Below are 19,642 nucleotides of genomic sequence, written 5' to 3' on the forward strand. Positions count from 1 at the left end.
TCTGAAGAGGACGGCGACGCTTCCGGCGCCCAAGATGGATGACGATGCGCGCCTTCGCCGAGCTTCTGGACCGCCTGTCCCTGACGGCTTCGCGCAATGCGAAGCTGGTGCTGGTGCGCGACTATCTGAGAGCGACGCCCGATCCGGACCGGGGATGGGCGCTGGCGGCCCTGACCGGCGACCTGACGTTCGACGCGGCCAAGCCGGCCATGATCCGAAAGGCGGTCGAAGGCCGGGTCGACAGTGTGCTGTTCGGCTGGTCCTACGACTATGTGGGCGATCTGGCGGAGACCGCGGCCCTGATCTGGCCCGTGACGCCGGACCACCGGCCAAACCGTGAGCCCGAGCTGGCCGAGGTCGTCGAGGCGCTAAGGACCGCCACGCGGACGGAGGTGCGCGGCCTTCTGGAAGGCTGGCTGGATGCGCTGGAGCCGAAAGGGCGCTGGGCGCTGCTGAAGCTGATGACCGGGGCCTTGCGCGTCGGCCTGTCGGCGCGGCTGGCCAAGACGGCGGCGGCCATGATGCGCCCGGACGCGGTGATGGCGCCGCCCTCGCCGGACGGGGACGAGGCGCAGATGACGCTGGAGGCGTTGGACGCCTCTGCCATCGAGGAAGTTTGGCACGCGGTCGAGCCGCCCTACGCCGACCTGTTCGCCTGGCTGGAGGGCAGGGCGGAGCGGCCCAGCCCGGATGCGCCCGGCCGGTTCCGACCCGTCATGCTGGCCGTCGCCATCGATGAAGCCGTGGATCTGCCCAAACTGTCGCCGGCCGATTATGCGGCCGAATGGAAGTGGGACGGCATTCGGGTTCAGGCGGTGCTGGAGGGCGAGGTCCGCAAACTCTATTCCCGAACCGGCGACGAGATTTCGGCCGCCTTTCCCGATGTGATGGAGGCCTTGGCGTTCGAAGGCGCGATCGATGGTGAGCTGATCGTCTGGCGCGACGGGGCGGTGGCGCCGTTCGGGGATCTGCAGCAGCGGCTGAACCGCAAGTCGGTGGACGCCAAGGCGATGCAGGCCTTTCCAGCGGCGGTCGTCGCCTATGACCTGCTTGCTCAGGATGGCGAGGATCTGCGCGGCCTGCCGCTGCGCGAGCGGCGGGCGCGCCTGGAGGCCTTGGTCAATGGTCATACCGGCGAGCGACTGTACCTGTCGCCGGTGGTCGATTACGCCGATTGGGATGAACTGGCGCGGCTGCGGGCCGATCCGCCGGTCGGGGCGGCGGCCGAGGGACTGATGCTGAAACGCTGGGACAGCCCCTATCTGGCGGGGCGACCCAAGGGGCCGTGGTTCAAGTGGAAGCGCGACCCGCACGTCATCGACGCCGTCCTGATGTACGCCCAGCGCGGCCACGGCAAACGCTCCAGCTTCTATTCCGACTACACCTTCGGCGTCTGGACGCCGGAAGGGGCGTTGACGCCGGTGGGCAAGGCTTATTTCGGCTTCACCGACGAGGAGTTGAAACAGCTCGACAAGTTCGTGCGCGACCACACCATCGACCGGTTCGGGCCGGTGCGGTCGGTGCGGGCCGAGCGGGATTTCGGCCTGGTGCTTGAGATCGCGTTCGAGGGACTGAATCGCTCGACGCGGCACAAGTCGGGCGTGGCCATGCGCTTTCCGCGCGTCAGCCGCATTCGCTGGGACAAGCCGGCGCGAGAGGCCAACACTATCGACGATGTGATGGACCTGCTGGACGCCATCGAAAGCGGCGGCGGACGGATCGCAAAGGCCTGAAATCGGGCTTTCAGGGGTTCCAATCGTCGCGTCAGGCGTTAGACCCGGCCTCATGTCTCTGCCTCTTTCCAACGATGTCGCCGAAGCGGTCGCCGCAGGGCGCAAGGCCGTTTCGATCGACGCCGCCGTGATCGCCAAGCTGACCGACATGGCGGGTGATTTCGCGATCAATCTGACGATCGCCATCCTGATCTTCGTCCTGACGGTCTTTGCGGCGAAATGGGCGGCGCGGGCGGCGCGCAATACCCTGTCGCGGGTCAAGGGCTTCCGCCACGATCCGACGGTCCTGAGCTTTGCGGTCCAGGTGGTGCGGGTGGTGGTCTTCATCGTCGGCATGATCGCCGTGCTTCAACGCCTGGGCGTTCAGACCACTTCGATCATCGCCGTGCTGGGTGCGGCGTCCTTGGCGGTGGGCCTGGCTTTGCAGGGCACGTTGTCGAACGTGGCTTCGGGAATCATGCTGCTGGTGCTGCGGCCCTACCGCGTCGGCGACGTGGTTGATGTCGGCGGGATGAGCGGCACGGTGCAGCGACTGGACCTGTTCACGACCCAGCTGTCCAACGCCAACAACCACAAGATCGTCATTCCGAACTCGAAGGTCCTGAGCGACCCGCTGACCAATCTGACCGGCCAGCAGACCCGCCGGATCGAGATCAACTTCACCGTCGGCTATGGCGACGATCTGAACCAGGCGCGTTGCGTGCTGGCGGATATGGCCGCCGCACACGACAAGGTGCTGCAAGATCCCCATCCGTGGACCGGCGTGACGGGCCTGTTGGACAGCTCGGTGCAGGTGACGCTGCACGCCTGGGTCAAGGTCGGCGACTGGTGGCAGACCCAGGCCGATCTGATGCAGGGCGGCAAGGAGGCGCTGGACGCCGCCGGGATCGAGATTCCGTTCCCGCATCAGGTCGCCGTTCCCTATGGCGATCACGAGCCGTCGTCGGTCGTTCCGGGCGCGACGACCCCCGATACAGCTTTCAAGGCCAGTTGATGCGTTACGATTTCGGCTCCGACAACACCGCCGGCATGGCGTTGAGCGCCATCGAAGGCCTGGTGCGGGCCAACAAGGGATTCGCCCGCGCCTATGGCGCAGACGAGGTCACAGCCCGCGCTGCCGACCAGATTCGCCAGCGTCTGGATGCGGACGCCGAGGTGCGGTTTGTTTTCAGCGGGACGGCGGCCAACGCCATCGCCCTGTCGATGCTGGCCCAACCCTATGAGGCGGTGCTGGCGCACCATGCGGCGCATATCTGCACCGACGAGACTGGGGCGCCGGGCTTCTTCGGTCACGGCGTCGGCCTGATCGGGCTGCCGGGCTTCTCGGGCAAGATCGATCCATTGGCCCTGCAGGCGCAGTTGGGCGAACCCGAAGTCGGGCATCGTCAGCCGCCCGCCGCCCTGTCGCTGACCCAGGCCACGGAATATGGCTCGGTCTATACCGAGGAAGAGCTGCGCCACCTGATCGAACCGGCCAAGGCGCTGGGCTACGGCGTTCACATGGACGGGGCGCGCCTGACCAATGCGGTCGCCGCCGGTTTCGACCTGAAGGACATTCCTCGCCTGGGCGTGGACGTGCTGGTGTTCGGCGGGGCCAAGGCGGGCGCCAACTGCGCCGAGGCGATCGTGCTGTTCGACAAGAGCCTGGCGCGGCGACTGGACAACCGGCTGAAGCAGGCGGGCCAGACGTCGTCCAAGACGCGTCTGCTGTCGGGTCCGATGCTGGGCTTGCTGGAAAGCGGCGATTGGGAATCGGGCGGCGCCCACGCCAATCTGATGGCGCAGCGCTTGGCGGCCGGCATTGCGGGGCGGTCGCCCTTCGTCCTGGCCCATCCGGTGGAGGCGAACGCCGTCTTCGTGCGGATGCCGAAAGAGGCGCACGCCCGCCTGAACGAAATGGGCTGGGCCTGCTACGCCTTCGATGACGGTTCGGTGCGCTTCGTCTGTTCGTGGGCGACGCAGGAAGCGGCCGTGGACGAGTTGATCGAGGCGGTCGCCGGTCTGGGCTGAGCGACGAATCCCCGCTTGCGCGCCAGCGTGGCCTTTCCCCTGTCGCATTGGCTTTCCATATGCGGATCATGGCGATGCGAGGCGAACGCTCCGGCGGCAGGCGTGATCCGATGGTCAAGGCGCAGCAGGCAGGGAGCCCACAGGACAAGACGGACGGACCCCCGACGCTGGCGGCGCTGGCGGACCTTGCGCGGCTGGTGGCTAGATCCGGCGCGCCGCACCTGAAACTGCGGCTAATCTCGGCCATTCTGCTGACGCTGGCGGGCAAGGGGCTGGGCGTCTTGGCGCCGCTGGTGCTGGGCGCGGCGGTCAACCGTCTGGCGGCGGGGCAGGGTGCGGCGACCGCCGTCGGCCTGGGCTTTGCAGCCTTCGCCATCGGTTGGGCCCTCGTGCGGTTTCTATCGGCGGCCTCGCCCCTGGTGTCGGACGTGGTGTTCGCGCCGGTGCGCGCCGCCGCCCAGCGCGCAACGGCGGCCGAGGCCTTTGCTCATGCGCTGAGCCTGTCGCTGGATTTTCACCAGACCAAACGCTCCGGCGCCCTGTCGCGAACGATGGATCGGGGATCGCGCGCGGTCGATTTCCTGCTGCGCATCCTCGCCTTCAACCTGGTTCCGACGGGGGTGGAGCTGGTGCTGGCAGCCGGGGTGCTGGGGGCAAAATACGACTGGCGTTTCGCCGCCGTCGCGGTGGTCGTGGTCGTCATCTACACCGCCGCCACCTTCGCCATGTCCAACTGGCGGCTGGAGCATCGCCGGATCATGAATGCGGCCGATTCCGAAGCCGCCGGCGTCTCGGTCGACGCTCTACTAAATTATGAGACGGTCAAGTCGTTCGGGGCCGAAACGCGCGCGGCCCAGACCTATGATCGCGCGCTGGGCGATTATGCCGAGGCGTCGCTGAAGGCCAACAGTTCGCTGAACATGCTGAACGGGATGCAGGCCCTGGTGATGAACCTGGGCTTGGGCGTCATGGCGGTGATGGCCGGGTTCGAGGCGGCGGCCGGAAGAATGGGACCGGGCGACGTGACGGCGGCGGTGCTGATCATGATCTCGCTGTATGCGCCGCTGAACATCCTGGGCTTCGCCTATCGGGAGATCCGTCAGTCCTTCATCGACATGGAGGAGATGCTGAAGGTGACGCGACAGACGCCGCAGGTCGCCGATGCGCCGAACGCCGTCGCGCTCCCGCGGCCGGTCGATGCGCGCGGGGCGTCGGTGGCGTTCGAGGCCGTCGGCTTCCGCCACGACGCGCGGGCCAATGGGCTGGAGGACGTCAGCTTCTACGCCGCGCCGGGCACGACGACGGCGCTGGTCGGGCCCTCTGGCGCGGGCAAGTCCACCATCGTCAAACTGGCGCTGCGCCTGCTCGATCCGCAGGAAGGGCGCGTGCTGATCGACGGCCATGATGCGCGCGAGGTGACCCAAGCCTCGCTGCGGTCGGCGGTGGCGCTGGTGCCGCAGGATGTGGCGCTTTTCAACGACACCCTGGCCGCCAACATCGCCTTCGCCCGGCCAGAGGCGGATGAGGCGCAGGTGTGGGCGGCCTCGGAGGCGGCGGAACTGGCCGACTTCATTCGCGGCTTGCCGGACGGCATGCAGACCAAGGTCGGCGAACGGGGGCTGAAGCTGTCTGGCGGCGAACGTCAGCGAGTGGGCATCGCCCGCGCCCTGCTGGCCGATCCGTGCATCCTGATCCTGGACGAGGCGACCAGCGCCCTGGACAGCCGCACCGAGGCCGCGATCCAGAAGACGCTGCGCAAGGCCAGGAACGGCCGCACGACCCTGGTGGTCGCACACTGGCTGTCGACCGTGGCGGACGCGGACCAGATTCTGGTGCTGAAGGCCGGGCGGATCGTCGAACGCGGCGGTCACCACGAACTGGTGGCCCGACAAGGCGGGGAATACGCGGCGCTGTGGCGCAAACAGACGCGCGGCGGCAAGACGCCTCAGATGGCCGACTGATCGGCGGTCGGGAGCTTCTTTCTCAGAACCTCGTGCAGGTTCGTCAGGATGGCGGTCCGCGCGGCCTGCTCTTGCGGCGGCAGCGCCAGCAACAGCTTCATCGCCTGGGCATGGACCGTGGCGATGCGCCAGTCGAAACCGCCCTGACGCGGCGCGGCGTCCAGCAGGTCGCACAGGCCCTTGGCCGCCGTGCACAGGTCGTCCATCTCGAACGGGCTGGCGGCGTCGATGATCTGGCTGGAGGCGGAATAGGCCAGGTCCAGCCGCATCGGCTCGATCAGGTTCGGATCGGGCTTGGCCAGCAGGGCCGCGATATTGTCGCCGATGATGGCGCGGGCCTGATCCTGAAGTCCGTCCAGATTGGCGCGGGCCTGGGCCAGGGCGACCCCGACGCTGACGCCGCCGGGGCGATCCAGCATCTCTGCCAGGCGCGACTTGCGCTGAGTGTGGGTGATGACGGTCATAGGGCCAGACTCTCCATCCCCTTCGCCTTGCGAATCATGTCGGCGCGGCGTTCCACGCCTTCATAGCCGGTGTGCCGGAACCGGCGATCCGGCCCCAAATAGTCCCCGACCTCCAGGAAGGGCCGGCTGTCGCGCGCCACCCACAGGATGCGCTCCAGCAGAAGCGCCGGGCTGAAGGGCTTGGTGACGACGAAGTTGGCGCCGCAGTCTCGCGCCTCGGCGACGCGCCCGCGACGAATGTGGCTGGCGGTCATGATGACGGGGGTGAAGGCGTTGGGATTGGGGCCGGAGCGGCGCAGCCAGCGCACCAGTTCGAACCCGTCGATGTCGGGCATGTCGGTATCGACGACCAGCAGATCGACGGGCTTGTCGGTCAGCAGCTTCTTGGCTTCCATACCCGTGCCGCACGCATAGGTGGGTCGGATGCCGAAACCGGTCAGGGCGTTGGACGTCAGGGTCAGGGAGAACGGCGAATCGTCGACGATCATCGTGATCGCCCCGGCCAGGTTGAAGACGGCGCTTTCACGCAGGGACTCGCCGCCGCTCATGGCGCAAAGGCCCCCGTCTGTCGCGCCGCTGAACTCATGGCCGGTCGCAAACCCCGATGCCCCTGAACGAAGCGCCGAGCTTGGCAGACGAGGGTGGATGCTGCGTTAACGCTGGTCGCCGGAGCGGCCGGGCGTCAGAGCGACCGGGCGTCAGAGCGACCGGGCGTCAGAGGGCGCCGATAGCGTAGAAGCGATCCGCGCGACGCTTCTTGATCTGCTGCGGCGTCAGGCCGTCGAAGCCCTTCAGCTCTTCGGCCAGCACGTCGCCGACATTGGCCATGGCCGTGTCGCGATCGGTATGTGCGCCGCCGACAGGCTCATCGATCAGGCGATCGACGATCTTCAGCTGCATCAGGTCCGGGCCGGTGATCTTCATCGCCATGGCCGCGTCCTTGGCCCGCGCGCCGTCGCGCCACAGGATGCCGGCGGCGCCCTCGGGCGAGATGACCGAATAGATGGAGTGTTCCAGCATCAGCACGCGGCTGGCTGCGGCGATGGCGATGGCGCCGCCCGAGCCGCCTTCGCCCGTGATGGTGGCGATGGAGGGCACGCCCAGGGTCAGGCAGCGCTCGGTCGAGCGGGCGATGGCCTCGGCCTGGCCGCGCTCCTCGGCGCCCAGGCCCGGATAGGCGCCGGCGGTGTCGATGAAGCTGAGGACCGGCAGGCCGAACTGCTCGGCCATGTCCATCAGGCGCACAGCCTTGCGATAGCCCTCGGGCCGCGCCATGCCGAAGTTGTGGGTGATGCGGGTCGCGGTGTCGTGGCCCTTTTCGTGGCCCATGATGACGACGGGCCGGCCGCGGAACCGGGCCAGACCGCCCAGGATGGCCTGGTCGTCGCCGAACTGACGGTCGCCGTGCAGCTCGTTCCAGTCGGTGAACAGGCTCTGGACATAATCGATGAAGTGCGGGCGCTGCGGATGACGCGCGACCTGGGTCTTCATCCAGGGGTCGAGGCCGGCGTAGGTCTTCTTGCGCAGTTGGTCGGCCTTTTTGCGCAGGCCCTCGATCTCATGGTCGATGTCGCCCGAGGTGTCGGCCAGCAGCGACAGCTCCTCGATCTTGGCTTCCAGATCGGCGATCGGCTTTTCGAAGTCGAGATAGTGCGTGGCCATCAAGGCGTCCGGGAACTGCAAACGGGCGAAAGCGCCCTTGGGGAAGGCGCGCGAACCTAGAGAGGTCAACGCCGCCGGGCAAGCGGGGGTTCAGTCGTCGCGCGCCAAGGGGTGGTTTTGGTGGACGACCTGGGCCAGGCGATCGGTGGCGACGTGGGTGTAGATCTGGGTGGTGGCGATATCGACGTGGCCTAGCAGGGTTTGGACGACGCGCAGATCCGCGCCGCCTTCCAGCAGGTGGGTGGCGAAGGCGTGGCGCAGGACGTGGGGGCTGACGCGGGCGGGGTCGATGCCGGCCGTGATCGCCGCGTCGTCCAGCAACTGGGCGAAACGGCGTGGGGTCAGATGGCCGGTGCGGCCGGAGGAGGGGAAGAGCCAGGGACTGTCGGGCGCCTCAGGCTTGCGCTTCGCGTCGCGCGCGACGAGCCAGGCCTTGATCGCTTCGCGGGCGGCGGTGTTCAGGGGCGCGAGCCGTTCCTTGCCGCCCTTGCCGCGCACGATCAGATAGGCGGGGTCGCGCCGAACGGCCTCGACTTTGAGCCCCAGCAGTTCGGACACCCGCAGGCCGGAGGCGTAGGCCATCTCGACAAGGGCGACCAGGCGCAGGCCCGCCGCCGCATCGCGGGCGGCCGAGGCGGCCAGCAGGGCGTCGATCTCGGCGCGGCTCAACACCTTCGGCAGCGACCGGCCCTGTTTGGGGGCGTCGAGACGGCGTGACGGATCGTCGGTGCGCCACCCCTCGGCCAGGGCGAAGCGGTAGAACTGGCGCGCGGAGGAGCGGCGACGGGCGGCGGTGGCGGCGGACAGACCGCGCCGCGACAGGTCCGCGAACCAGGCCTCGACCGCCTCGGCGTCCGCCTTCATCAGCCCGCCGGCGTCCGACAGCGCCGTCTCCGCGTCCGCCAGATCGCGGCCATAGGCGGACAGCGTATGGGGCGAGGCGTCGCGTTCGACCGCCATCATCTCCAGAAACGCCTCGATCTGGGGCGTCATGCGGCGATCCGCAGCCTGAACGACTGGCGCAAGGTCAGGCTTGGTGTAGAGGTTTTCTGGATCATGCCTGCCCGCGCCGCCGCCTTCGCCTTCCTCTCGACCGACCGTTCCGCCGGAGCCGCCGGATGAGGCGGCGCGCGAATCCGGGTCCGACCCGCACCATAGCCCTGGTCGGCCTGATGGGGGTGGGCAAATCGTCGGTGGGTCGTCGGCTGGCCAATCGGCTGCGACTGCCGTTCGCGGACGGGGATGTGGAGATCGAGTCGGCGGCCGGGATGACGGTGTCGGAAATCTTCGCCGCCCTGGGCGAGGCCGAGTTCCGCGCGGGCGAGGCGCGGGTGATCCGCCGTCTGCTGGAGGGGCCGCCCATCGTGCTGGCGACCGGCGGCGGGGCGATGATGAACCCGGAGACGCGGGCGCTGCTGAAGGCCAAGGCCGACACGGTCTGGCTGAGGGCCGATCTGGCGGTCATCGCGGAGCGGGTGGCGCGGCGCGACACGCGGCCCCTGCTGCGGGGCAAGGATCCGCTGGAGGTTCTGACGGGCCTGGCCGAGGCGCGCTATCCCATCTACGGCGAGGCCGATGTGGCCGTGGACGTCGGGCAGGGCTCGCACGGCCAGGCGGTGGACGCCATTCACAAGAACCTGCGCCGACACTGGCGCCAGAGACGACGCACGGAGACCCCGCAATGACGATCATTCCGGTCAGCGGCGGGGCCTTTGCCGCTTATGACGTCGTGGTGGGACGCGGGCTGCTGGCGCAGGCGGGCGCACGCATCGCGCCGCTGGCCAAGGGGCGGACGGTCATCGTCACCGACGAGACGGTGGCGGCGATCCACGCAGAGACCCTGACCGCGTCGCTGACGGCGGCGGGCGTGACTAGCGAGATCGTGGCGGTGCCGGTAGGCGAGGGCTCCAAATCCTTCGCCGAGCTGGAGCGCGTGCTGGACCGGCTGCTGGAGATTGGGCTGGACCGCAAGGACGTGGTCATCGCCTTGGGCGGTGGTGTTGTCGGCGATCTGGCCGGCCTGGCGGCGGCCCTGTTCATGCGCGGCATCGACTTCGTGCAGATCCCGACGACCTTGCTGGCCCAGGTCGATTCCTCCGTCGGCGGCAAGACGGCCATCGACACGCCGCGCGGCAAAAACCTGGTCGGCGCCTTTCATCAGCCGCGTCTGGTGCTGGCGGACATCGACGTGCTGGCGACGCTGCCGGAACGCCAGGTGAGGTCCGGCTGGGCCGAGGTGCTGAAGCACGGGCTGATCTGCGACGCGGCCTTCTTCGACTGGCTGGCGGGCGAGGGGGCTGCGGGCGCCAAGGGCGATCCGGCGGCGCTGGAACGGGCGGTGATCCGCTCGGTCGAGATCAAGAGCGCGGTGGTCGGCGAGGACGAGAAGGAGGCGGGGCGGCGCGCCCTGCTGAATCTGGGCCACACTTTCGGCCATGCGATCGAGACCGAGGTCGGTTTCGACGAAGGGGCGCTGGCGCACGGCGAGGCGGTCGCCTTGGGCTGCTGCATGGCCTTCCGGTATTCGGCGCGCGAAGGGCTGTGTTCAGCCGCCGATGTCGAACGGGTCGAGGCGGTGGTCGCGGCGGCGGGTCTGCCGACGCGGCTGGATCAGGCGGGATCGTTCGCGGCCGACCGTCTGCTGGCCCTGATGGCGGGCGACAAGAAGGCCGAGGGCGGGGCGCTGACCCTGATCCTGTCGCGCGGCATCGGCCACGCCTTCGTCGCCAAGGGCGTGGATGCGGCCAAGGTACAGGCCTTCCTGATCGCGGAAGGCGCGACCGCGTGATGCGTATCGCCGCGGTGCCGCTGGAGGACCGGTTCGTGCGGCTGGAGCCGTTCGAGGAAGGACTGAAAGCCGAGGTCAAGGCCGCGCTGGATTGCGATCCTGAGGCCTGGGACATCATGGTCGCGCCGGCCTATGGCGATCATTTCGAGGTCTGGTGGAATGCCGCGCAGGCGGCGATGCAGGCGCAGACGCGGATCGCCTATGCGGTGCGGCGGCGCTCGGACGGGGCGGTGGTCGGGACGACCAGCCTGTATGAGATCAACCCGGCCTATCGCCGCTGCGAGATCGGCTCGACCTTCTATCGGCCCGAGGCGCGCGGCGGGGCGATCAACCCGGCCTGCAAGCGGCTGTTGCTCGGTCATGCCTTCGACGCGGGCGCGGTTCGGGTCGAAATCATCACCGACGCCGTCAACGCCCACAGCCAGGCCGCCATCCTGAAGCTGGGCGCCAAGGCCGAAGGCGTGCTGCGCAAGCACAAGATCACCTGGACCGGCCGGGCGCGCGATACGGCGGTGTTCGCGGTCATCGACGACGACTGGGCGGAAGTGCGCCAGACGCTGGACCGGCGGTTAGCGGCCTTCGATTAGTCCACCGCCCGGCATTCCGTCGGCTGGCGGCCTTCGACGGACCAGGTGGCGAGGACGCCCTTGCCGCGCAGTTCGACATTGGAGGCGCGGTACCAGATGCCGTCGGCGGCGCGCTCCTGATACAGGTCGATGGCTTCGCCGGAAGAGTTGCGGATGGTGGCCATCTGGCGCGGGTTGTCGAAATCGACCGACAGGCGCTCGCCATTGTCGCAAAGATAAACGGTGTGGACGACGCGGTTCAGGGTGCGGTCCTGGATTTCGGCGCCGGTGCGCTGGCGGGCGGTCTGGGCCTCGATGGCGCGTTCCTTGACCTCGTCGCCAGTGCGCGGCGCCTTGTCGGGATCGGCGCCGCAAGCGGTGAGGAGGGCCAGGGCGGCCAGGCCGCTGAACACGATCGACTGCGGCAGATCCGGCTTGAACAAGGTCTTTTCCCTCCACGGCCCCGCCCAACGGCGCAGCTTTTCGCGGCGTTCTAACGTGCGCCGCCTGTCGCCGTTCCCCGTCTTTGACGGAAGAAGGATTTGAGCAGCGACGACGCCTCGTCCGCCAGAAGGCCTGAGTCCGTGCTGGGACGCCAGTGGCATGTGGGTTGTTCGAACAGGCGCGGGCCGTGGATGACGGCGCCGCCCTTGGGATCGTCGGCCGCCCAAACGACGCGGCCGATGCGGGCGTGGCTGATGGCGCCGGCGCACATGGCGCACGGCTCCAGCGTCACATAGAGGGTCAAGCCGGTCAGGCGGTAGTTGTCCAGCGCCGTCGCCGCGCGCCGCATGGCGACGATCTCGGCATGGGCGGTGGGGTCGCGAGCCGCAATCGGACCGTTGGCGCCGGTCGAAATTACTTCACCAGAGGCAGGATCGACAAGAATTGCGCCCACGGGCACCTCTCCTGCGTCCGCCGCCGCTTGCGCTTGGTCCAGCGCCATGCGCATGAACCGCTCATCATGGTCCGCCATACAGACGACAACGACAAGAAGCCCCGCGCCCGTCAAGACGAACGGTCGCCCCGGCCCTTTAAATCTTCCGGTCCCCGCAAGAGCGGCGACGGGACGAGATCATTCGGCGACAAGCCGCGCGGCCCTCGCGAAGACGGCGCCAAGCGGTTCGGCGACAAGGCCGACCGCCAACGCAGCGACAAGCCGCGCAGCGACCGGCCCCGCACCGACAAGGGGGGCAAGGACGGCAAGTCCAAGACGCCTGAGACGCCTCTACGCGCCGAGCGAATCGCCAAGACCATGGCGCGCGCCGGCATCGCCTCGCGCCGCGAGGTCGAACGGCTGATCGGCCTGGGCAAGGTGGCGGTCAACGGCCGCATCCTGGATACGCCCGCGACGCTGGTGACGCGCGACGACGTGATCACTGTGGACGGCAAGCCCATCGGTTCGACCCAGGCGACGCGCGTCTGGCGCTATCACAAGCCGGCGGGCCTGTTGACCAGCCACAGCGATCCGACGGGCCGCCCGACGGTGTTCGACGCCCTGCCGGCCGGTCTGCCGCGCGTGATCTCGGTCGGACGGCTCGATCTGGCGACCGAAGGCCTGCTGCTGCTGACCAACGACGGCGAGCTGAGCCGGGCGCTGGAGCTGCCTTCGACCTCGCTGGTGCGTCAGTACCGGGCGCGGGCGCGGGGCAAGATCACCCAGGAGCAGTTGGACGCGCTGAAGGACGGCGTGGTCGTGGACGGCGTCTCCTATGGTCCCATCGAGGCCAAGTTGGACAAGGCCAAGGAGTCCAAGTCCGAAGACGGCAAGGCGCCGGCGAACCTGTGGATCTCGGTGTCGATCACCGAGGGCAAGAACCGCGAAGTTCGAAAGGTGCTGGAGTCCGTCGGCCTGACGGTCAACCGGCTGATCCGCCTGGCTTACGGCCCGTTCCGCCTGGACGTGCTGCCGGTCGGGTCGGTGGAAGAGGTCGGGCCGCGCGTGATTCGCGAGCTGCTGGCCGATTACATCCGCCCCGAGAACCTGCCGACCGGCAACACCGTCGAGACGCCCGCGCCCATACCCGGCCGTCGGGTCTCGACGCCCATCGTCAAGGGCCGGTCGGGTTCGGCCATGTCGGATCCGTCGCGCAAGCCTAGCCGCGTCCGCGCCGCCGAAACGGCCCAGGCGGATGCGGTCGAGCGCCGCGAGCGTCCGCCCAAGAAGGACGGCTGGGCCAAGGCCAAGCCGAAGTTCGAACATTCCAAGAGCTTCAAGCCGCGCGAGCGGACGGCGCCCGCCGGTGATCGTCCGGCGCGTGAGGATGGAGATCGGCCCAAGCGCGCCTTCAAGCCGCGCGACGACCAGTTCATCGACGATCGGCGCGGCAAGCCCGGCGCCAAGCCGACGGGACGCACGGGTTCCGGCCCTCGCGTAGGCGGTCCTGGCGGAAAGCCGAGCGGCGGCCGCGACTTCAAGCCTCGCACGGGCGGCGGCGGCAAGCCGGCCGGTCCGTCCGGAACGAGCGGACGCGGGCCAGGCGGCAAGCCGCGCACGCCCCGCTGAGGATCGCCGACGAGGACTGAGCGATGACGATTTCGACCGGGCGGTGCCTGTGCGGCGCCGTCACCTTCACCGCGACGCCGAACGGCGGGATGCACGCCTGCCACTGTCCGACCTGCCGGCGGCAGTCGGGCGGCATCCTGTTCAGCGTGGACTGCGGCGACAGCGTCGTGGTCCAGGGCGAGGTGGCGACCTATGTCTCGTCCGAATGGGCGACGCGGCAGTTCTGTCCCGCCTGCGGGACGGGCCTGTTCTGGCGATCCAACGATGGGGCGATCACCATGGTCTCGGCCCAGGCGTTCGACGATCCATCGGTCTTCACCCTTGAAGACGAATTCTGCATCGAGAGCAAGCCGGCGACCTATGCGCTGGCGGGCGAACGGCCGCGCCTGACGACGGACGAGCTATGGGCGCAGTTCGCGCCGCCGCAGGATTGACGCCAAGGGTTGCGACAGGGGGAATGGCGATGACGACGACGACAGCGGACCTGAGCCCGGCGAAGGGCGATCACAGCCTGGAGCGGCTGCTGCTGTTCTCGGACGGGGTGTTCGCCATCGCCATCACCCTGCTGGCCATCGAACTGCATGTGCCCGAAGGCTGGAACGGACAGTGGGCGACACTTTGGGCCGAGCGGTGGCCGATGTTCACCGCCTTTGCGCTGAGCTTCGCCATCATCGGCGTCTTCTGGAACACGCACCGGCGAGTGTTCGCCCGCATGACCGGGTTCAGCAACGGGGTGATGCTATTCAACATGTTGGCCCTGGCCGGGGTGGTGCTGATGCCGTTCGCCACGACCCTGCTCTACGAACAGCCGCGCAACGGCGAGGGGGCGTGGATCTATCTGAGCCTGGTGGCGCTGGTCGGGGTGATGCACGCCGGCGCCTATGGCTGGGCCGCCTTCGTCACCGATGCGATCCGGCCGCGGCCGCATTGGGCGGTGCGCGCCACGGTGGTCGTGACCCATGCCCTGATGCCGGGACTGGCCTGCGCGCTGAGCTTCTTCCTGATGGCGCGGGGCGTGGGGCTGCTGGCGGCCGTGACGGCGCTGGCGCTGGGCCTGCTGATCGCCGGCCGGGTCTGGGTCGGACGCCGCTTTGGCGGAGCGGCCTGATGCGGATCGTCGCCGGAAGCCTGAAGGGCCGGGCCATCGTCGCGCCGGAGGGGCAGGGCACGCGCCCGACCTCGGACCGCGCGCGCCAGGCCGTGTTCAACGTGCTGGAACACGCCGCCTGGGGCGAGAGCCTGCAAGGCCTGCGGGTCATCGACCTGTACGCCGGTTCGGGCGCCCTGGGGTTCGAGGCGGTCAGCCGGGGGGCGGGCTTCTGCCTGTTCGTCGAGACGGACGACGGGGCGCGCGGCGCGATCCGCGAGAACGCCGACGCCTATGGGCTAATGGGACGCACGCGGGTGCATCGCCGGAGCGCGACGGACCTGGGATTGCGGCCCGGCCCCATCGCTGAGGCGTTCGACCTGGCGTTTCTGGACCCGCCCTATGGCAAGGGGCTGGGGGAACAGACGCTGGCGCGGTTGCTCGAGGGCAGCTGGCTCAAGCCCGGCGCCCTGGTGGTGTTCGAGCGCGGGTCGGACGAGCCGGAGATCGACACCCCCGGCTATCAGCGGCTGGACGCGCGCGATTACGGTGCGGCGCGGGTGCTTTTTCTGAAGGTGGCGGACCCCGCCGCCTGAGCGGAAAATGTGCACTGTGCGTTTTCACAGTGCACTTTCGTGCAGATTTTTGCGAGAGGGTCGCAACGGCCTCAGTCCTCGGGCGGCGGCCCCAGCAGGGCCTCGTCTTCTTCCTCGATCTCGCGCCGCATGTTTTCCATCGAGGCGGCCACCTCCTCGCGGCTCATGCCCCGGAAGAAGTCCCGGTCGAAGGCGCGGGCCTCGCGGGTCAAATCGTCGGCCAGGGCGCGCCAGCGGCGGGCGTCCGACGCGCGCCCGCCCTCGACCGCCTCGGCGAAGCGCAGGCGCGCGGTGCGGGCCAGGTCGTCCATGTCCAGGTCGGAATAGACGTTCAGGTCCAGCTCTCCGGGCGGCGGTTCGACCTGATCGCTGCGCCGCCAGCCGTATTTGCGGGCGCGGCGGCGAAAGGCGGACAGGCCTAGGTCGTGGCGACGACACACGGCCTCGGCGCTGAGACCCGACAGATAGTCGGTGCGGGCCTGGGCCCAGATGGCGGCTTCACGGATGCGATAGGGCTCGGTCATGATCCCAGCCATAGACCGGCGCTACGTCAGATGCGGACGTGGATCAGAGTTTGGCGACCAGGCCGCGCGCGGCGGCCGTCACCTCGGCCCAGGTGATTTCGAATCCGTCGTCGTCGCCGAAATAGGGGTCGGCGACGGCCTGACCCTCGCGGCCGGGGACGTGGTCGAGCAGCAGGCTGAGCTCGGCGGTCGCGTCGTCGGGCCGCAGGCGGCGCAGGTTCTTCAGGTTCTCGTGGTCCAGGGCGATCACATGGGTGAAACGGCGAAAGTCCGCCTGCGTCACCTGCCGCGCCTTCAACCCCGAAATCTCGACCCCATGCCGCCGCGCCGTCGCCTGCGCCCTCGGGTCGGGCGGCTCGCCCGCATGCCAGTCCCCGGTCCCGGCGGAATCGACGATTAGGTCAAGGTGCAGCCGCTCCGCCTCAGCGCGCAGGGCGGCCTCGGCGAGAGGCGAGCGACAGATGTTGCCGAGGCAGACGAAGAGGACGGAGGGCATGGGGTTTGTCGAGGCGCTTTGGCTCAGTCGTTAGTGTCGTCAGGTTGAGCTTGTCGGGCAGCTTCTCGTTTAGCTGCCTTTTCTTCTCGTTCCCGTTCGATCTCTGCAAGAGACTTCAACTGCTCCAGACTTTCAAATTGCCCGGTTAGCGATATCGGTATCCGGAAGTGAGCGCCGGCTTCTGCTTCATTTGCAAGCCGCATGATGGCTGGAAACCAAGCTAAGAAGAACGCTGCCTGGCCCCATTTGCCCAAACTTCCATACCATTTCATGTGTGGAAACACGGCTACAAGACCAGACGCTTCTAGGGCTGCTCGTTCTAGCTGGACACGGCGCATATTGCCGTCGCCTGAAACTACTAAACGACCGCCACGAGCGGCGAACTCTTCAATCCAGTTGACGTCCGGCTGGCCTCGCTGTGCAAGCTCCTGAGGCGTCTCAAGTTGGAAATTCTGCGGAACCCTAATGGCTCTTAAAGCATCGACGATGCGGGGATTGATGCACTCGTCGAAGCGGATAAGGGTCAAGCAGCAATACGCTGTTCAAATGCAACGGCTTGGTTGACCGCTGCTTCGCTGACTCCGAACCAGTCGGCAGCCTCTGTTAATCCGTCCACTTCTGCGGATGTGGCCAAAGTCTCGGTAGGAATGGCCGCTGACTCTTCGACGATTACGGGTCGTCCAAAGGCCTTCGCCGGGTCAATTCGAACGAGCGGCATTTCCTCTGGGTAAGGCTCAAGCCATGCTGCACGCCCACTTTTGAAGACCACTCGTCCAGCTAAAGCTGGTCTGATCACTTCGGGGTGCAAGTATGCTTCGGTTAGAAGATCGACGATCTTTTCGCCCTTGAGTTCCAAGACTGAGGCACCGTCAGTTATCAGCTGGCGTTCACGAGCTAGAGGATGCGGGTCGCTCCAACGCTGTCGCATGGCCTTCATGGCCTGAGCGAGTTTTCGGCGGGAAATCCCTTCGACAAGGAGATAATTGATCGCCCTTGCTTCGATTAAACCATCGAAAGAAAGCGCCAGACGGCCAGCGACTGAAGGCAAATCGGTCTTAATCAGGGGTGGAATGCCCGATAGCCAGGAGGCCACCTTAGGGGCATCGACGTCGAGCAACACGGCAACTTGTGTTGTCGTGAAGGCGCCGCGTCGCCCAAGCTCAATCCAGTCAGATGGTGTGTGCACTGCTACCTCTGAGCGCATATGCGTTGCAATGTGGGTTGTTGGCAATTGGACTTTTGTGCTCACCTCCTCCCGAACAGCTTCTCCAGATCGTGCAGCTTCAGCTCCACATAGGTCGGGCGGCCGTGGTTGCATTGGCCGGAGTGGGGGGTGGCTTCCATCTGGCGGAGAAGGGCGTTCATCTCCGGCGCCGAGAGGACGCGGCCTGATCGGACGCTGCCGTGGCAGGCCATGGTGCCGCAGATGGCGGCGAGGCGTTCCTTGAGCGACAGGGCCTGGCCGTGTTCGGACAGATCATCGGCGATGTCGCGGATCAGGCCCTGGACGTCCGTGTCGCCCAGCATGGCCGGGGTCTCGCGCACCAGAACGGCGCCGGCGCCGAAGGCCTCGACGATCAGGCCCATCTCGGCCAGTTCCTCGGCCCGCCCGGCGACGCGTTCGGCCTCGGCGGGGTCCAGATCGACCACTTCGGGCGTCAGCAGGGCCTGGCGGGTCACGGCCCCCTCGGCCATCTGGGCCTTCATCCGCTCATAGACCAGCCGCTCGTGCGCCGCGTGCTGATCGACGATGACCAAACCATCGCGGGTCTGGGCGACGATATAGTTGGCGTGGAGCTGACCCCGCGCGGCGCCCAGGGGGTAGTCAAGGGGATCGGCGGGGGCGTGAGCGGTGAATCGTGACTCGTGACTGATCGAGGCGGCATCGGCGGGTTGCGACGGCCATGACGGGCCGTCCCAGCTGGGTTCGACGCGGGCGCTGCGTTCGTTGAGGCCGGGCAGGACCTGGGCGGCGGCGGCGGGCTGGGACCAGCCGGTCCAGCCGCTGAAGCCTTGCGCCGACGGGGCGCTCGGGCTGTAGGCGGGGCCGGAGGCGACGCCGGTATGGGGCTGGAAGCCCGCCTGAAAACTGGATAGGGCGTCGGCGGCGACGGTCGTCGAGGCGCGGTGGCCTGCGGCGTGGAGCGCGTGCCTCAAGGCGCCCACGATCAGCCCGCGCACCAGGGCCGGATCGCGGAACCGGACCTCGGCCTTGGCCGGGTGGACGTTGACATCGACATAGAGCGGATCGATGTCGAGGAAGAGGACGGCGGCCGGGTGCCGGTCGCGCGCCAGGAAGTCGGCGTAGGCCCCGCGCAGGGCCCCTTGCAGCAGCCGGTCCTTCACCGGGCGGCCGTTGACGAAAAGATACTGATGCGCCGCATTGCCGCGTGAATAGGTGGGCAGGCCTGCATAGCCGGACAGGCGCACCCCGTCGCGCGCCTGATCGATCAAGAGGGCGTTGGCCTCGAAGTCGCGGCCCAGCAGGGCGGACAGCCGCTTCAGACGACCTTCGTCGCCCGGATGTTCGGCGGGCAGGCGCAGCGTGACCTTGCCGTCCAGCGACAGGGTGAAGGCGACGGCCTCGTGCGCCATGGCCTGGCGCTTGATCTCTTCGGAGATAGCCATGGCTTCGGACCGCTCGGACTTCATGAACTTGAGCCGGGCGGGGGTGGCGTAGAAGAGGTCGCGCACCTCGACCCGCGCGCCATGCGGGCCGGGGAAGGGGGCGGGGGCCAGGGGACGGGTCTCGCCGCCCTCGACCGTGATGGCCCAGGCGTCGGTTGCGTCACGCGATCGGGTGGTGATCGACAGGCGGGCGACCGAGCCGATCGAAGGCAGGGCCTCGCCCCGGAAGCCCAGGGTGTGGATGCGCAGCAGGTCGACGTCGCCGGCGTCGTCCGGCTCCAGCTTGGACGTGGCGTGGCGCTCGATGGCCAGCGGCAGTTCCTCGCGCGGAATGCCCTTGCCGTCGTCGGCGATCAGGATGCGCGACAGGCCGCCGCCGTCGGCCTGGATCTCGATGTTGCGGCCGCCCGCGTCCAAGGCGTTTTCGACCAGTTCCTTGATGGCGCTGGCCGGCCGCTCGACCACCTCGCCGGCGGCGATGCGGTTGACGGTTTCGGGAGAAAGGCGGCGGATGGGCATGAGCAGGCGAAGATAGGGCGCGGGGGGGATTCGCGCCATGCGTCAGGCGTCCTTCTCCCCGTGGGGGAGAAGGTGGGGCCGCAGGCCTCGGATGAGGGGGTT

Annotated in this window: 22 protein-coding genes; 11 read left to right on the forward strand and 11 right to left on the reverse strand. The window is 68.2% G+C overall.

The annotated features are described in order from the left end of the window. Window positions 1–44 precede the first annotated feature (44 nt). The 4 genes from ABIB58_RS00260 (at window position 45) to ABIB58_RS00275 (ending at window position 5,704) form a co-directional block, all read left to right on the forward strand. Window positions 45–1,733 carry a cisplatin damage response ATP-dependent DNA ligase gene (locus ABIB58_RS00260; protein ID WP_045811708.1) on the forward strand — a complete coding sequence of 563 codons (1,689 nt, stop codon included), beginning with the start codon at window positions 45–47 and terminating at the stop codon, window positions 1,731–1,733. 52 nt (window positions 1,734–1,785) lie between these two features. After that, the gene (locus tag ABIB58_RS00265) at window positions 1,786–2,727 is read left to right on the forward strand and encodes a mechanosensitive ion channel family protein (protein WP_045811692.1); all 942 of its coding nucleotides are present in this window, start codon (window positions 1,786–1,788) and stop codon (window positions 2,725–2,727) included. After that, entirely contained in the window at window positions 2,727–3,743 is a 1,017-nt protein-coding gene (locus ABIB58_RS00270) for a threonine aldolase family protein (protein ID WP_045811693.1), read from the forward strand. Before ABIB58_RS00265 ends, ABIB58_RS00270 begins: the two co-directional genes overlap by 1 nt. A 74-nt stretch (window positions 3,744–3,817) precedes the next feature. Then, window positions 3,818–5,704 carry an ABCB family ABC transporter ATP-binding protein/permease gene (locus ABIB58_RS00275; RefSeq protein WP_354038469.1) on the forward strand — a complete coding sequence of 629 codons (1,887 nt, stop codon included), beginning with the start codon at window positions 3,818–3,820 and terminating at the stop codon, window positions 5,702–5,704. Here ABIB58_RS00275 and ABIB58_RS00280 read toward each other — a convergent pair. The 4 genes from ABIB58_RS00280 to ABIB58_RS00295 all read right to left on the reverse strand — a co-directional run bounded on the left by ABIB58_RS00280 (window position 5,689) and on the right by ABIB58_RS00295 (window position 8,823). Further along, entirely contained in the window at window positions 5,689–6,168 is a 480-nt protein-coding gene (locus tag ABIB58_RS00280; RefSeq protein ID WP_045811695.1) for a hypothetical protein, read from the reverse strand. The two genes, ABIB58_RS00275 and ABIB58_RS00280, sit on opposite strands and share 16 nt — an antisense overlap. After that, complete coding sequence (locus ABIB58_RS00285; RefSeq protein ID WP_039247653.1) at window positions 6,165–6,716, reverse strand: response regulator; 552 nt, start codon at window positions 6,714–6,716, stop codon at window positions 6,165–6,167. Before ABIB58_RS00285 ends, ABIB58_RS00280 begins: the two co-directional genes overlap by 4 nt. Before the next feature lie 166 nt (window positions 6,717–6,882). Continuing rightward, a complete protein-coding gene (locus ABIB58_RS00290; RefSeq protein WP_039247728.1) occupies window positions 6,883–7,830 on the reverse strand; it encodes an acetyl-CoA carboxylase carboxyltransferase subunit alpha in 948 nt (315 codons plus the stop codon). Between the two features lie 90 nt (window positions 7,831–7,920). Next, a complete protein-coding gene (locus ABIB58_RS00295) occupies window positions 7,921–8,823 on the reverse strand; it encodes a site-specific tyrosine recombinase XerD (protein ID WP_045811696.1) in 903 nt (300 codons plus the stop codon). A 125-nt stretch (window positions 8,824–8,948) separates the two neighbouring features. Here ABIB58_RS00295 and ABIB58_RS00300 point away from each other — a divergent pair, with 125 nt between their 5' ends. Genes ABIB58_RS00300 through ABIB58_RS00310 form a run of 3 tightly spaced genes read left to right on the forward strand, consistent with a single transcriptional unit; the run spans window position 8,949 to window position 11,205 of the window. Further along, on the forward strand, window positions 8,949–9,515 hold the full coding sequence (locus tag ABIB58_RS00300) for a shikimate kinase (RefSeq protein ID WP_045811697.1): 567 nt from the start codon (window positions 8,949–8,951) through the stop codon (window positions 9,513–9,515). Then, window positions 9,512–10,618 (forward strand): 3-dehydroquinate synthase, encoded by a 1,107-nt coding sequence (gene aroB / locus ABIB58_RS00305; protein ID WP_354038473.1) that lies wholly within the window; start codon window positions 9,512–9,514, stop codon window positions 10,616–10,618. Before ABIB58_RS00300 ends, aroB begins: the two co-directional genes overlap by 4 nt. Beyond that, window positions 10,618–11,205 carry a GNAT family N-acetyltransferase gene (locus tag ABIB58_RS00310; RefSeq protein ID WP_354038475.1) on the forward strand — a complete coding sequence of 196 codons (588 nt, stop codon included), beginning with the start codon at window positions 10,618–10,620 and terminating at the stop codon, window positions 11,203–11,205. Before aroB ends, ABIB58_RS00310 begins: the two co-directional genes overlap by 1 nt. Here ABIB58_RS00310 and ABIB58_RS00315 read toward each other — a convergent pair. Together ABIB58_RS00315 and tadA are read right to left on the reverse strand one after the other, a co-directional pair. Then, complete coding sequence (locus ABIB58_RS00315) at window positions 11,202–11,627, reverse strand: MliC family protein (RefSeq protein ID WP_084140420.1); 426 nt, start codon at window positions 11,625–11,627, stop codon at window positions 11,202–11,204. The genes ABIB58_RS00310 and ABIB58_RS00315 overlap by 4 nt on opposite strands. Window positions 11,628–11,677: 50 nt before the next feature. Continuing rightward, window positions 11,678–12,136, reverse strand: coding sequence for a tRNA adenosine(34) deaminase TadA (gene tadA / locus ABIB58_RS00320; protein ID WP_354038971.1), 459 nt, complete (start codon window positions 12,134–12,136; stop codon window positions 11,678–11,680). A gap of 12 nt (window positions 12,137–12,148) precedes the next feature. Between tadA and ABIB58_RS00325 the strand changes: the two genes are divergently transcribed. From ABIB58_RS00325 to rsmD, 4 genes are read left to right on the forward strand one after another with little or no spacing between them, the layout of a single operon-like run. Further along, entirely contained in the window at window positions 12,149–13,690 is a 1,542-nt protein-coding gene (locus ABIB58_RS00325; RefSeq protein ID WP_045811701.1) for a pseudouridine synthase, read from the forward strand. A 23-nt stretch (window positions 13,691–13,713) separates the two neighbouring features. Further along, entirely contained in the window at window positions 13,714–14,124 is a 411-nt protein-coding gene (locus ABIB58_RS00330; protein ID WP_045811702.1) for a GFA family protein, read from the forward strand. Window positions 14,125–14,153: 29 nt separating this feature from the next. Then, window positions 14,154–14,798 (forward strand): TMEM175 family protein, encoded by a 645-nt coding sequence (locus ABIB58_RS00335; protein WP_354038478.1) that lies wholly within the window; start codon window positions 14,154–14,156, stop codon window positions 14,796–14,798. After that, window positions 14,798–15,373 (forward strand): 16S rRNA (guanine(966)-N(2))-methyltransferase RsmD, encoded by a 576-nt coding sequence (gene rsmD, locus ABIB58_RS00340; protein WP_045811703.1) that lies wholly within the window; start codon window positions 14,798–14,800, stop codon window positions 15,371–15,373. The genes ABIB58_RS00335 and rsmD overlap by 1 nt, the downstream gene beginning before the upstream one ends. Before the next feature lie 71 nt (window positions 15,374–15,444). Here rsmD and ABIB58_RS00345 read toward each other — a convergent pair whose 3' ends face one another. The 5 genes from ABIB58_RS00345 to mutL are packed head-to-tail and all read right to left on the reverse strand — an operon-like array spanning window position 15,445 to window position 19,540. Further along, window positions 15,445–15,897 carry a hypothetical protein gene (locus tag ABIB58_RS00345; protein WP_156146844.1) on the reverse strand — a complete coding sequence of 151 codons (453 nt, stop codon included), beginning with the start codon at window positions 15,895–15,897 and terminating at the stop codon, window positions 15,445–15,447. A 43-nt stretch (window positions 15,898–15,940) separates the two neighbouring features. Continuing rightward, the gene (locus ABIB58_RS00350) at window positions 15,941–16,393 is read right to left on the reverse strand and encodes a low molecular weight protein-tyrosine-phosphatase (protein ID WP_045811705.1); all 453 of its coding nucleotides are present in this window, start codon (window positions 16,391–16,393) and stop codon (window positions 15,941–15,943) included. Between the two features lie 23 nt (window positions 16,394–16,416). Continuing rightward, window positions 16,417–16,920 (reverse strand): PIN-like domain-containing protein, encoded by a 504-nt coding sequence (locus ABIB58_RS00355; RefSeq protein ID WP_354038482.1) that lies wholly within the window; start codon window positions 16,918–16,920, stop codon window positions 16,417–16,419. Beyond that, on the reverse strand, window positions 16,917–17,642 hold the full coding sequence (locus tag ABIB58_RS00360; RefSeq protein ID WP_354038484.1) for a hypothetical protein: 726 nt from the start codon (window positions 17,640–17,642) through the stop codon (window positions 16,917–16,919). Before ABIB58_RS00360 ends, ABIB58_RS00355 begins: the two co-directional genes overlap by 4 nt. Next, the gene (mutL, locus tag ABIB58_RS00365; protein WP_354038973.1) at window positions 17,639–19,540 is read right to left on the reverse strand and encodes a DNA mismatch repair endonuclease MutL; all 1,902 of its coding nucleotides are present in this window, start codon (window positions 19,538–19,540) and stop codon (window positions 17,639–17,641) included. Before mutL ends, ABIB58_RS00360 begins: the two co-directional genes overlap by 4 nt. Window positions 19,541–19,642: the final 102 nt, after the last annotated feature.

It is taken from the genome of Brevundimonas sp. UYEF29, assembly GCF_040546195.1.
Taxonomy (GTDB): Bacteria; Pseudomonadota; Alphaproteobacteria; order Caulobacterales; family Caulobacteraceae; genus Brevundimonas; species Brevundimonas huaxiensis.

Bases quoted from the DNA above. Each gene is read 5' to 3' on its own strand.
- ABIB58_RS00260 (WP_045811708.1), top strand. From the start codon at position 45: ATGCGCGCCTTCGCCGAGCTTCTGGACCGCCTGTCCCTGACGGCTTCG.
- ABIB58_RS00265 (WP_045811692.1), top strand. From the start codon at position 1,786: ATGTCTCTGCCTCTTTCCAACGATGTCGCCGAAGCGGTCGCCGCAGGG.
- ABIB58_RS00270 (WP_045811693.1), top strand. From the start codon at position 2,727: ATGCGTTACGATTTCGGCTCCGACAACACCGCCGGCATGGCGTTGAGC.
- ABIB58_RS00275 (WP_354038469.1), top strand. From the start codon at position 3,818: ATGCGAGGCGAACGCTCCGGCGGCAGGCGTGATCCGATGGTCAAGGCG.
- ABIB58_RS00280 (WP_045811695.1), bottom strand. From the start codon at position 6,168: ATGACCGTCATCACCCACACTCAGCGCAAGTCGCGCCTGGCAGAGATG.
- ABIB58_RS00285 (WP_039247653.1), bottom strand. From the start codon at position 6,716: ATGAGCGGCGGCGAGTCCCTGCGTGAAAGCGCCGTCTTCAACCTGGCC.
- ABIB58_RS00290 (WP_039247728.1), bottom strand. From the start codon at position 7,830: ATGGCCACGCACTATCTCGACTTCGAAAAGCCGATCGCCGATCTGGAA.
- ABIB58_RS00295 (WP_045811696.1), bottom strand. From the start codon at position 8,823: ATGACGCCCCAGATCGAGGCGTTTCTGGAGATGATGGCGGTCGAACGC.
- ABIB58_RS00300 (WP_045811697.1), top strand. From the start codon at position 8,949: ATGAGGCGGCGCGCGAATCCGGGTCCGACCCGCACCATAGCCCTGGTC.
- aroB (WP_354038473.1), top strand. From the start codon at position 9,512: ATGACGATCATTCCGGTCAGCGGCGGGGCCTTTGCCGCTTATGACGTC.
- ABIB58_RS00310 (WP_354038475.1), top strand. From the start codon at position 10,618: ATGCGTATCGCCGCGGTGCCGCTGGAGGACCGGTTCGTGCGGCTGGAG.
- tadA (WP_354038971.1), bottom strand. From the start codon at position 12,136: ATGCGCATGGCGCTGGACCAAGCGCAAGCGGCGGCGGACGCAGGAGAG.
- ABIB58_RS00325 (WP_045811701.1), top strand. From the start codon at position 12,149: ATGGTCCGCCATACAGACGACAACGACAAGAAGCCCCGCGCCCGTCAA.
- ABIB58_RS00330 (WP_045811702.1), top strand. From the start codon at position 13,714: ATGACGATTTCGACCGGGCGGTGCCTGTGCGGCGCCGTCACCTTCACC.
- ABIB58_RS00335 (WP_354038478.1), top strand. From the start codon at position 14,154: ATGACGACGACGACAGCGGACCTGAGCCCGGCGAAGGGCGATCACAGC.
- rsmD (WP_045811703.1), top strand. From the start codon at position 14,798: ATGCGGATCGTCGCCGGAAGCCTGAAGGGCCGGGCCATCGTCGCGCCG.
- ABIB58_RS00345 (WP_156146844.1), bottom strand. From the start codon at position 15,897: ATGACCGAGCCCTATCGCATCCGTGAAGCCGCCATCTGGGCCCAGGCC.
- ABIB58_RS00350 (WP_045811705.1), bottom strand. From the start codon at position 16,393: ATGCCCTCCGTCCTCTTCGTCTGCCTCGGCAACATCTGTCGCTCGCCT.
- mutL (WP_354038973.1), bottom strand. From the start codon at position 19,540: ATGCCCATCCGCCGCCTTTCTCCCGAAACCGTCAACCGCATCGCCGCC.